At 40.0% G+C, this 12,396-nt stretch carries 11 protein-coding genes; 1 reads left to right on the forward strand and 10 read right to left on the reverse strand.

The window, feature by feature from the left end; all coding sequences use genetic code 11:
• Positions 1-167: 167 nt before the first annotated feature.
• The 8 genes from Q4Q57_RS20005 to Q4Q57_RS20040 all read right to left on the reverse strand — a co-directional run bounded on the left by Q4Q57_RS20005 (position 168) and on the right by Q4Q57_RS20040 (position 9,492).
• On the reverse strand, positions 168-1,019 hold the full coding sequence (locus tag Q4Q57_RS20005; RefSeq protein WP_107946806.1) for an AraC family transcriptional regulator: 852 nt from the start codon (positions 1,017-1,019) through the stop codon (positions 168-170).
• A gap of 92 nt (positions 1,020-1,111) precedes the next feature.
• The gene (locus tag Q4Q57_RS20010; RefSeq protein WP_107946805.1) at positions 1,112-1,933 is read right to left on the reverse strand and encodes a GNAT family N-acetyltransferase; all 822 of its coding nucleotides are present in this window, start codon (positions 1,931-1,933) and stop codon (positions 1,112-1,114) included.
• Between the two features lie 343 nt (positions 1,934-2,276).
• Complete coding sequence (locus Q4Q57_RS20015) at positions 2,277-2,708, reverse strand: bifunctional diaminohydroxyphosphoribosylaminopyrimidine deaminase/5-amino-6-(5-phosphoribosylamino)uracil reductase RibD (RefSeq protein WP_107404666.1); 432 nt, start codon at positions 2,706-2,708, stop codon at positions 2,277-2,279.
• Positions 2,709-3,950 carry a HipA domain-containing protein gene (locus tag Q4Q57_RS20020; protein WP_311891831.1) on the reverse strand — a complete coding sequence of 414 codons (1,242 nt, stop codon included), beginning with the start codon at positions 3,948-3,950 and terminating at the stop codon, positions 2,709-2,711.
• Entirely contained in the window at positions 3,937-4,272 is a 336-nt protein-coding gene (locus tag Q4Q57_RS20025; RefSeq protein ID WP_311891832.1) for a helix-turn-helix transcriptional regulator, read from the reverse strand. Before Q4Q57_RS20025 ends, Q4Q57_RS20020 begins: the two co-directional genes overlap by 14 nt.
• Positions 4,273-4,653: 381 nt before the next feature.
• Entirely contained in the window at positions 4,654-5,943 is a 1,290-nt protein-coding gene (locus Q4Q57_RS20030) for a hypothetical protein (protein ID WP_311891833.1), read from the reverse strand.
• Positions 5,944-6,537: 594 nt separating this feature from the next.
• Complete coding sequence (locus tag Q4Q57_RS20035; protein WP_311891834.1) at positions 6,538-8,013, reverse strand: LA2681 family HEPN domain-containing protein; 1,476 nt, start codon at positions 8,011-8,013, stop codon at positions 6,538-6,540.
• A gap of 600 nt (positions 8,014-8,613) precedes the next feature.
• On the reverse strand, positions 8,614-9,492 hold the full coding sequence (locus Q4Q57_RS20040) for a hypothetical protein (protein ID WP_311891835.1): 879 nt from the start codon (positions 9,490-9,492) through the stop codon (positions 8,614-8,616).
• A gap of 817 nt (positions 9,493-10,309) precedes the next feature.
• Between Q4Q57_RS20040 and Q4Q57_RS20045 the strand changes: the two genes are divergently transcribed.
• Complete coding sequence (locus Q4Q57_RS20045; RefSeq protein ID WP_107946796.1) at positions 10,310-10,519, forward strand: hypothetical protein; 210 nt, start codon at positions 10,310-10,312, stop codon at positions 10,517-10,519.
• A gap of 545 nt (positions 10,520-11,064) precedes the next feature.
• Here the strand turns inward: Q4Q57_RS20045 and Q4Q57_RS20050 are convergent.
• Together Q4Q57_RS20050 and Q4Q57_RS20055 are read right to left on the reverse strand one after the other, a co-directional pair.
• Positions 11,065-11,523, reverse strand: coding sequence for a 5' nucleotidase, NT5C type (locus tag Q4Q57_RS20050; RefSeq protein ID WP_107947332.1), 459 nt, complete (start codon positions 11,521-11,523; stop codon positions 11,065-11,067).
• A gap of 119 nt (positions 11,524-11,642) precedes the next feature.
• Positions 11,643-12,396, reverse strand: a 754-nt coding sequence (locus Q4Q57_RS20055; protein ID WP_311891836.1) for a site-specific integrase, incomplete at its 5' end; no start/stop codon positions are given.

Genomic DNA, 12,396 nt, shown 5'->3' on the forward strand with positions numbered 1-12,396 from the left:
CGAATCAAACTTGTGCACAAATTAAGTCCATAGATCATATTTGATGATGCTCTAGCAACGTGTTACAACACAAACGCTTTGGGACAAAAGCGAGCTAGAATAATCACGTCAATACTTTCACTTTAGATTAGGTTCTGTAATGCGTTAGTGCCCATTGAATAGTTCCATCAGCCTAACTTTGATTTTGAACTAACACCACCATAGACATCAATCGTCAACCCTCGCTCTTTCTCATAAGTTTTAGGTGTAAAGCCAAGCTGTTTTTTAAGGTGGCGGATCAAGTGAGGTTGATCACTAAAACCAAATTTGAAGACAACTTCAACCCAATCTAGTTCAGTCGATTCACGTTGATAGAGATACTCTAGCATTGCTTCTAATCTATTCATCGACTGGCACTGTTTAAGGGTAAGCCCTGTGGTGCGTTGAAAGCTTCTTTCTAGGGTTCTTTGTGAACAATACAGTTTTTCACCCAGCTCAGATATCGTACTCTGGTCTAGATGTTTAAGTACATTGCGAGTGATTTTACTGTGCTGATCTTCGGTGCACTGTTCCAACCAAGGCGACAGCATCGTATCTAACTGCTCTACACACTGCTGTGGATTGGTTCGAGCCAGTTCAATCAGTCTGCTTTCATCCATACCTAATTGCTTGAACAATGTTGAGTCTTCCACTGACTCCACTTCATCTAGTGCCAAAGGATTGGCAGAAAAATTGGGTAAACAGTAAAGAGCGCCGACACGAAACTTGATACCAAGATGAACAAATGGCTTAGAGTGATCTAATTCAAAGGTCTGCCGATGTGGATAAAGCCAATGGCTGCCTTCTCCCTTCGCTATGCTCGGGTTCAGGTCATAAGAGTAGGCTTGATTGTTAGGTGAAAGAATCAAATGTGCCGATGGGTCAGGGTTGAGCTTTGGGAATTGATAAGTCTCTGAATCAGGGTGCTTATCAATCAACCAATAGCATTCTACATATTGGGAAACACATGGTGAGTTTGGCGACTTTAGCCAATGGATCATAACCAGTTCCGTTAGGTTTATTGATTAAGGGTACTATAAGTCAGATCGTCGTAAACCAAAATCCCCCTTACAACAGCAAGAGGGATAACAAGTTATTTGTTGTTAAATTCAACCTGAACAATGCGGTTTGAAGATGATAAACCCGCACGTTTAATGGCTTTTTGTGCACCTACATTACTGCTCTCAGTAGAACAGATAGGCGTTAAACCACGCTGATTAGCTGAGTTAACTAGCCAGTTAAGCATTTGAGTAGCAATGCCTTTTCCACGTTGTGATTGAGCGACAATCATGCCAAGGTCTGCATATCCCGTTTGGTACTCATCAAACAGACGGCACTCGCCCGTTGCAATAAGTTCATTCTCGCTCCAATAACCGAATAACTCTTTACGATTAATCAGGTTACCAAAGTAGCCTGTAAGCCACTGCTCTGGTGCACCGATAGTAGTGGCTGCAAACTCAACAAATTGCTCCAGTTGCTCTGACTCTGCTAGCTTTAGTTCAAACTCTGGAATAGTGCTTTGCTTACTCGCCTCTTTTTGCTTGTACATCAGAGAATTAACCTTCACTGCTGATGCGTTATCAAGGCTAAGTGATAGATACTGCGGCTCTGCTGTACTGACAAATGCGCCATTTACAGCCCCAATGACTGAGTTATTTTGTTCTGCGATAAGCGTGAACAGTTCTTTTGCATCCATTTTAGTATCATTACTCAGGTAGAACTGCAACATATAACCTTCGCCATTGATGCAGCAGTATCCAACTAGGGTTTCTTGTTCATAAAACCCAAAGTGTGTAGACATGGGTACAAATCCAAAGTGCCACATACCATCAAGAGGTGCTGTTGATTGTGCAAAATATGCTTGCTTTAGTGTGCTGATTTCTTCTAGATTTTCGATTGGTTTAATTTCTAACATCGCTTTTTACCTAATTTTTTGATTTACTGGAAAGCCTTCCATCTTTATCTAAGAAGTGCCTCGCTTTCGTATGTCACACATAATAAGCAATGTCTGCTCGCTAAGATTGAACAAAAACGACAATGTTTAAATCGGTTTTTTAGATGTTGGGCTAAGTTCGAACTAAGTGGCCCTCATAAGCAATTAATACCTTATTGAAGGTGTTTTCAAATAAGGATTAGTAATCGATTACTGCTGCTAATGAAAAACGCTTTGGGGCATAAATGAGTTAATCAACTAGCCCATTTGGGAGGCAAAATCCTGTAATACACACCGTCCTCGCCTGGAACTTATGCGAGGTTAATTATGACTTTCCAAGATAAGGATACAAAAATTCACTAACTTCTCTTGAAGCGATACCAATATCAACTTTTATGCCCTCTTTCTCTAGAGCATAAAGACCCTTTCCATTGTTCCTTTCATCAGGATCTAGAATAGCAACTACAACTCTCTTAATTCCTGATTTAATGATTACAGAAGAACATGCCGGAGTTCTGCCAACAAATGAACATGGCTCAAGAGTGACATATGCAGTCACTTCTTCCATAGGGCCATCATAAGCACTAATCGCTTCGACCTCAGCATGGTTGCCACCAATTTTCTGTGTGAATCCTTCGGCAATGACTTGCCCGCCTAGAACGAGAACGCAACCTACCGGAGGATTTGGTTGGCACTCAGGCAGAGCAGCCCGAGATACCTCCAATGCTTTAAGCATAAATGCCTTGTCTAGATTCATCTAAAGTTCCATTTCATTGAATATGTAGTCATTCAATATCACACGTTTGAAAAGTAACTTTCGCGTTACTTCAGGGACATCTACTTCGTTACACACGGATTCAAACTCTTGGATAATCGTATTAATCTGCGATCTGATAATTTCTTCTGCTTTTTCGGCCTTAATATTGAAGCTTGGTGCTGCTTTCAGACAAAGTGATAACAGAGACAAATTTGAATTGTCGAAGAGCTTCATTCCATGATTCGCCTCCGCACCGCTACGGTTTTGTGGACAAATATCATAAGCAGGTGATAGAGATATTTTATCCCCTTCGACAAAGAAAGCGTGATTACGAGCATGGTCATCCGTATTGCCGATCAGCACGTTAAATACCATTCGTGCAAATAGCTCTTGGCTATCAGAGGCAAATGCAATGCAATACTGCTTCATAACGTTTACTAGGTCTACATAAGAAGCCTCGCTAGCCCATGCTTCATCTAAACCTAAAACTGTCAGTCCGGACACCATAGAGCGACGACACCAAATACCACCAATCAACTCTCTATCGAATCGTTTAACAAGAAGAACATCTTTGCCTAATGCTTTTTTTAATACAACTTCGGCCACATTGAGTCCGGCTAACTTAGCTAACTTCATGGCTACGTATTCTGAATAGACAACCTCGTAAGTATCATTTTGGGATGAAAATTTAGCAATATACTTAGCTTCACCACCAGTGATCATCGCTTTCGGACGAGCACCTCCCAGCGATGTACAATGCATAAGTGCTTTATCCAAATCCAACGGGATTTTCTTACCTTGAGCGACGATTTCAGACACCAGGTATAACTCTTCAAGCGTGGCTGCATCAGTAGAACGATCAACATACTCAGTGGCTGAATCTTGAAAGTCGAGAGAACCGATCCGGTCTGAAGCAGAATGCATCAAATACGTCATTTCGTTAAACCCAGCATCGTAGCCTTTGCTCATCAGCCGAGAAATAATAGCCCTACATCCCCAAGCATCAGGAGCTGCATCACGCAAGCATGAGAATATAGACATGCCTTGAACTGGCCCCATAGTACCAGCAGAAAGCGGTAATTCATGTGAGTAAATTGGCTCTGCATCTGGACGCTTCAAGTAAGACTGACCATAGGTAAAATGTTGGCCAGATTCATCAATAGTGAGTCTACCGGCTATCACAGGTTCTGAATGTCCTCTAAGCCATTTCCAAACGAAGCATTGGTTACTAGAAGTCGTCATCCAAAATTACCTTTTTCCTTCTCACTCGATTAGGCAGCAGTGCTTCTATTTTCGCATTTGTTTTATGTTTAATAGCAAACTGATTTTCATCGGGGTCAAATAAGGAAACACCTAACACCCAAGCAGTTTCGAAGTAAAGTCCGATACTTACAGACGGATCACCCTTAAGAATCTTTGTCATAGTGGGCTTAGATGCCCCAACTCGTGAACACAGCTCTTCTACTGTGATTTTCTTTTCCTTACGCTGGATTGAAAGCAGAGTGGCGAAATGAGCTAGTGCAGCACTAGCAACAGTGCCAATTTGAATTTTATTCCTTCCCACAGCAAATTACTCTTTACCATAAACCAATTAGAGTAAACAATAATTTACCAAAATCTAAATGCCAAACTAATAGACCACAACCAACTCGGTAAAAATTAACTTACCTTAAAATCTTTAAAGTAAATTATATTTTACCAAACAGCAGTCATTGAACGACAGAAAATGAACAACAGAGATCCAATCTGAGCTCTTTATTGAGTGATTGGTTTAACACGCTTCGGGGCAAAACGTTTTAAGGCAAAAATCTACTTTTGAACATTTCTAAGTTAGACTTTTAGCTCGAATTAGTGAATTTCGAATTAAAATTTCTATGGATTAACGCCTTGCTCACCGGAAAATTGGGAGTGCAGTGGATGAAATTTAATCCGATGCAGCCCCTCTTTATAAGCTGGACGCATATATGATGTCTGTTAAAGAATTTTGAACGATCCTCCAGTGTCCACCGGGTATAGACCGGACAGAAGGATTATTTTCTAAGTCTTGATATATTGCGCGTACTGAAGCTTCTTTAAATTTTTCCTGACCATCAACTTCAAAACGTAGCTCTGCTATTACATGAGTAATGGCTGCGGCTTGGTCATCTATACTTAATACTTTATACGAAACTGGTACATACTTACCAAAATCGTGCTTGGCCATTCCCGCTTTTTTCCCTTTGGGAGTATCAGTAAGGTATAAAAGTGAATCAACGATAAGCCCAAATCGCTTATTGCACCAATGATCTAAAAAGGCTGCCACCGCACGTTCAGGTGTATTTTCAGGTAGATTAGAGATATCCCCTCCAAATGGCAGGTATGGAATATCTTCAGATATTCTCGGTTTCCATTCGTCAATGGATTTGTTCATAAGATTTGTGTCTGAGATTTGCTTAAATATCTGTTTCCAACTCACCTCTTCTTTTGGGATTGGTTCCTTTTTCCCATCATCAAGAGCACCAGCCCAGTCTCTCGCAGCAAAGAGAGCACCCCAGCACTTTGCTGCTACTATTTTATTGTCAAAGGCTAACTCTCGACCATGAAGAATCCCGTTTCTGTACGGAATGGATATAGCATCTTCATTTGTTTTATTTCTGCCTTTAGTGAGAATTGAAGCTAACGTTTGAAGGCCTGATTCATGAGCTGCAATACAATCCCAAGCTGTCAAATCAACGTTTTCAGCAAAAAATCCTACATGCTTCGAAACATCATTTACGAGACCATCAAGTAAACTCAGCAATAAAGGTATACACGCATGATATCTACCAGCTAAGTAATCCTCTCTTACCAATTCTATGAGCCTTATTCTTTTCTTAAATTCACGATTTCCATTAAATTGCAATATGCCCCATTTTAATTTTTCTTCGTCATAAGAGTCGGCTATATATTTTTCCGCAGCATCCTTCCCGTCAGTGTCATAAATATCTATTGCTTTCTGCATCATTTCCATGTTTATGGATTCATATGCAATCCAACCTAGATTCGCAAAGCGTTCATTGAACTGATCTGGTAGCTCCAATATTTTTGCTTGATTTTTAACCTTATTGAATTCATTGAAAGCATCTTCCATGTTAGGGAAGATTTTACGAGCAAATGGATAGACTCTGTAAAGAGCCTCCAAGTTATCAAACGCCGCGAACTGCTTTAAAAGTTCAGCACTTGTTGGATTGTCAATGATCTTCTTTGATTTACTCATAAAGCTTCCTTGAGCTTAAAACGCCGCATTGAAGTGAGAGCAGCGTTACCATCAGACCTAAGCAATTGAGCCTCAACCTTCTACTGAAAATGCCAAGTGTTGAGAATCTCTCTCATTCTTTTCTATATTTGATAAAGTTTACTAAAAACACGTAAAGTACGATGCAACGTCACCACCCAAATTGTCTAAGTAAATGTCCTCTTTCATGTGAATTGGTTCATCACGATCAATTAGCATTTCAAATTCATCTTGAGTTAGAAAATCCATGTTATAACTCCAGTTTTAGCTAGGACAAGTTATTATAGTTTTTACAGGTACAGTTCCGTCGTCATTGTAATACCTTTCAATAAAAACGAATTCTTGGCTCGGAATATCATATCCAATATGTACTTTTTCCATGCTGTACTCCCGTAATTAACTAGCAAGGCCTGAGTGATGTAGACACCATGTAGCATTACAAAAATTTGGTCAACTGCCGAATGTAAGTTAATCAGACCATTGGATGCCCTAACGTGGAATGGGGCACTATTGAGTTAGAAAGTGCCGACTATAACGACATCAGATACTTTCTAACTGGCTAGGACTACAACCGTTTTAAAGATGTGTAAATTGTATAGGCACTACGATTCCATCCCCCCTTGTGCCTTCACGTTTACGCTCTTCTATGTGCATTGCTAAAGAAAGGTAAATCAATGCTTCCCGTGATAATTCCAACATCTTTAACGCTTTATCGGCTAAATCATCAACAGTTATATACTTTATATACTCAGTATCATCGACTTGAGCTGGGTACTCCTGAATACCCAGATACCTATGTTCTGCCATTTTTCTAATGATATGTAATTCTCTAGCTTCTGGTTCAGCAACATCAGTAAAATTTTGATCATATAAATCTTTCGATAAGAAGTATAAACCTCGTAATAGCCAGTTTTCACGTTCTAGAAAGCATGGGTTGATTTCTAGCGCTTTATTTTTCTTATTATACGTTCCCCAAATATTACGGAAATTTACAGAGTCTACCTTTAATCCAATTCTCATATAGTCGTTTAAGAACAAAGCTATTTTGTCAAAGATAGAATACGAAATTCTCAACGAGTTTTTCAGTAACTCATTTCGGTAGCCTAGATATACACCGTCCAAACCATTCTCTAGCAGAACGTCATTGTCAGAATAGTGTTCGAAATCAGCGGTAGTAAACTCGTACAGCATATGTCGGGCAACTATGAACTCTTGCTTTAGCAAGTTGAAATATTTAGGAAATCTAGGTTCTTCTCCGACTGCGTAGAAATGAATAGGTAAGTGCAGAACATCATTTGCAGCAATTGTAGCGGTGAACACATCATTCAAAGGATTTATAAATAGCTTATGTTGTAAGCACCATCTTCTGTAATCCTGTTCTTTTTGGTGCTTACCTAATGAGAAGTTATTAAAATCAAATTTACTATCGAACTCAATATCTTCTAGAACGTCTTCTGTGAAGTCCCTATAACCCATAAAAGTATCTAGAGCATCCTGTTGAATACCACAATCCCATAGTAACGGCTCACTTCCAAAACGATTAAGCTCCTTATTGGCGTGAAAAAAGAAAATACCACTATGCCCATGGTCATATAGATGCTGTCCATAGTGGACTTGGCCAATTGCTTTATTACCTAGTGCCATAGCAAAATTATCAATACGAGACAGGGCTTCTTCATAATAGCTAATTGACTCAATTACTCGCCCTAGTGAACTCATTCCGTTAGCTATATTTGTGAGTATTTTACACTGTATTATCTCATGAAGTTTCTCGAAGCCAGGCTCTGCCAAGGCCTTTCGCAAATTAAGTATCTCGGCCACTAGCCTTTCCTGATGCCAACTCCAAGTATCATCTACGTCTTTTCGCTCAATCATACGAAGTGCTGCGTAACAATTAGCTTTATAGAAATACAAGACAGAATAATTCTCGCTTGTCTCATTTTCCATAAGAGAATCACAGCTAACTAGCAGTACCTCTAGCTTTGAAATATCATTGTTATCAAATGCAATATCAATTTCTAAGCCTAGATCTTCGGTCTCTTTATTCAGCACTATGCGATTCCTTGTACAGTCTTAAAACTACTGGCTACATTCAAGATTTGAGAAAAAGTAAGTCTAATAGTACATTAATGGACACACAAAAATTAGTTCACTAACAAGGAAAGGGGCATAACGTTTTAAAGCATCATCCACTTTTGTACATTTTTCGGGTTATGAATTTCAGTCGATAGCGGCATATTAGATAAAATTTATGCTATTGAAAGCAGCCAATTTCACTCAATCACTTCAAACCGGAGACAAAATTAGTTTTCCAATTTAATCACCGCGTAGTGGCACATAAAGCTTTTAAGTAACCGAACCTTAGAGTTGTAAATGATTTGTTAAACCTCTTTATTTTTAATCCCATCGTTTGAAATATTTCTTCAACTTGATTGAATTATCCTAAGATGTGCTTACTTATCAATGTGGGGAACAGGGACGACCTCGCAATGAAGCCTTAACAGGCTGAAATAATAAAAATTATTATTTCAGATGGCAGTACCAAAGTGTGCAGCCGACTTCATCTACTGGTAATGCATTGTAAAATCTTTGTATACCCTTCAAAAGGCACTTAGGTGCCTTTTGTCGTTTTTGGAAATTAGAGATTGTTTGCTAGCGATAAAACCGTTCGGTGAGTTCATCACACAGCAGAGTACGATAGATAATTCGTTGCTTAAGTGATGCCGCATCTTGCGCGGTTAATAAAGGCTGACGAGTCTTTTTATCAGGCCTTGTGGTTAGCTCATCATAGAGCTGCTCATGAAGTCGTTTAATGTCGCTAAAAATGTGCAAGGATTGAGAAAACAGCATGACCTTATCGTAATAGCCTTGCCCTATCCCATCATGCCATTTCAGTAAAATGGTTTGCCGCGCGGCTTTTGTCTTAAAGGAATGCTCCATTTCGACGGCACAAATGGTTCCATCCACCTCCCTCACTATTCCATCCACATTTCGCACGCTGCTGTGAGTAAAACGCCGTTTAAACTCGGGCTCAGTCATCATGGCACACCATAGCGGGTTAGGCTCTCCGTTGGGCTTGTGATGATGGATGCCTTTTAACAACACAAACTGCATGATTAAGTCGTGCATTAAAGTGTTTTGGTTCACTTGCAGCGCCGGATGTTCTTTCGCACGATAGTAGACTGCAATATTCAGTAACTCTTCGGCGTATTTTGCGCCGCTGTAAGTGAGTGTATAAACACGGCCATCGTGGGAACGATGGGTAGTAACAAGACAGAGCAGTTGCTCTTGGACAAGCTTATTTAAATGCTCCAGAGATTGCCGATGGCTGATGCCATAGAGCCAAGCAATGTTACTCGGTGAAATCAGACCGAATCGAGCCACCAATTTCATGGTGAACTCACGGCGGATTTTCCCCGTTTTATTGTTATTTACGCCAGGTCGATATTGCATATCAAAATTCAAAAACGGGTCGTATCGAAGTGGAAGATTCGCGACCGATTTATCCTTTACGCTACTGTGTGATGTCATTAAAAATACCTTTGATTAAATGGGTACAATTAACTAGCCATCGAGGGGACAAATTTAACGCATTGATGATATTTTTGAGTGAATAATTGCAGATTTTCATCACGATAAACTGCTTTCATCCTGTCGGAATGAAAATAGCGATGAACATCGCTACCAAGCCAGCCTTTGGCTGATGAGTCACTTGCTGCGCAAACGACTCAGATGCCCTGAAGCGCCCGCCAGCTCTGATGACTCGTCATCGACGCTGGCTTACGAACTCCGTTCTAGCACTCCACGACATCAGACGCGCATGCACCGAGCTACGCTCTGTACTAACCGCATTTTCGCCGCTTACGTCGAGGGGGCGATGTGCCATCTTATTCCCCCTCGCGTCTCGCTCACTTTTCTCACGAAAAGTCTGGGGTTTAGCGGTGTATTTGTGCCAAATTCACCCCTAAATTTTGCTGAGGCAAAACTAAAATGCGGTTAGTACAGACCAGCTGTACATGCGCGTGCTCCTTTGAGCCATTACTGCGTAATCGCCCAAATCCGCGCTTGAAAGCTTGTTATCACAAGCACTTTTGTCGCAGAAAATCGTACCGATTTTTGCTCGTCAAAAGCACATTCTGTTAACGCCAACCTGCAAGCTCAGCATTAAAATGTCGTCACTAATGTGAGTGTGAAGTCCGAGACAAGATAAAAAAATGAAAGAAAAACAACAAAACTCACTGAACATTTTTCTTGTTCACCATTGCGAAAAATATGCTTGAAAAAGTGCTTTTTTTCATTAATGTCAATTTAGGAGCTTTACTCTTAATCACACTAAAGGAATAACAGCATGACTGACAATAATCACAACGGCCCGATCGTAAACATTGATGGAACACCTATGATAGGTAACACAGGAATCGATGTGCATGGCAACCCATTTGGCATTACTGAATCCGACACATCGGCGTGTAATAGCAGCATAAGCGATGATGCTTGGTCATTGCCTAACGACACATTTAGCTGCGATTTCGACAGTGGATTTGGGGATGGTTTCTAATTATGCGCCGTCATCTAAACGACAAAACACTTGCCAAATGGATACCTTTAGTCCTTTTGAGCATTATCACTATCATGTGCTTTTGCTGGTTTATCTATACTGAGGATATGAATTGCCTTTTACCTCCGTTAATACTGCATATTAAGTACGCCTTCGGTGTTTTAGCCTATGATAGACGTTATGCAAATACACCCGAGCCCGAGGATCCATGGGTGCGTTTTAAGTACATGATGTTCCGGTTTTGCTAAACCTCAACGTAACTAACCAGACAAATTAGTGAATGACGCCTATAGGGCGGTTAAGGAAAAATGATGGAATTTTTACTACCAATTGCGCTGATGATTATTGGCAGCATAGTGCTTGTGAAAAGATGTAAGCCAAAGAAATAGATAAGAAAAATCTCTGAAATCCGTGACCATAGTAAGGAATCTGCCTAAATGTTTAAGCAGTTTCCTTATTTAAATCACATCGAAATCAATCTAGCTCAACCACCACTTCGAGCCAACAACTTTCGCCAGTTAGCTTGACTATTAAGTAAAGCGTCATCATCTGAGAAAGTTATTAAATAACTCAATCTCAACAGCACTCCAGTCTGGAAAGCGTATTGAACCAAACTGCCACAAATCCCCCTTAAAAAACTCTTGGCCCTTTCCTTCAACGTGGTCGTCGATAAGAATATCTCCCTTCAGCAATCCTTTGTTCGGAATGATGATAAGACGACTGACATATTCCATGCCTAAGTGTTGCTCTACCCAAATACGCTTCTCCATATAACACAATGGATTTTGCAAACTTGGCGCTGTGGCTATGTAAGGTTCAATTTCTGGATGTTCGAGCATCTTTTTCATCACAGCAATGCCACCTACTTTAGGGGCTAAGCAGCTGAAAAATCCCAATTCAGCTTGAGGGTATGCCTGCTCAGGTTTCTGGAGTTTTTTAAAGGTTACAGCTTCTGTATAATTTACAAGCACATCGTCCATATCTACATATACGATTTTTGGCATAGCCTTACCATTCATAACAAAACCAACCTAAGTAACTGTATTAAAATATGATTATTATAATAAGACATCTGCATTCTCACAATATAGAAGAGTACGTTCTATAGAAGCAGTGTCTTAACTTACTTAAGAAAGTCAGGTAATGCACCCACTTGTCTTGATTTATCAAGTGTATTCACAGCTTCAAACCTTGAGCTATCCATCAAATGTGCATAACGTTTAGTTGTCTCAATCTGTTGATGGTTTAGCAGCTGACTAACCATATAGATGTTACCAGTCTGCATCATCACTTTAGATGCAAAATCATGCCGTAAATCGTACAACCTAAAATTTTCAATTTTTGCCTCTTTAATAATCATGTCCCATGATTTTTTTATTGTGGTGAGCTGAAGCTCAGGATTAGCTGGCGATGGAAATAACCAAGCATCCATTCTGGTCTTAAAATAACTAGCAGATTCGTTATGAATGCCATGTTTACGCCATTCTTTTAGTGTCTCCAACGCCAGAGAATTTAAAGGAATAACATTAGATATTCCGCGTTTATCAATCGATTTTCGAATACGGAAAAATTTTGAGTCCAAGTCAACATCAGACCATTTTGAATTGAACAACGTACCAGGCCTAATTCCCGTCTCTTTGAACAAAATAATAAAAGGTGAAACATGATCCACAAAATGACAACTTTCGAGATGCGCTGGCGTTTCTAGCCTGCGTAATATCCTATGCTCAATCGTCCTAGCTCTTTGCTCATGTTTTAATGAGTTGCGCTGGTTAATTGCAGCATACAGCCTTATTTCCTCATGGTCAGATAGATAACGAATGACCTGATTATCGACTCTTATTCTAGGTAAGCTATACAGATCATGATCTTTAATA

Source organism: Shewanella sp. SP2S2-6, assembly GCF_031931965.1.
Classification (GTDB): domain Bacteria; phylum Pseudomonadota; class Gammaproteobacteria; order Enterobacterales; family Shewanellaceae; genus Shewanella; species Shewanella baltica.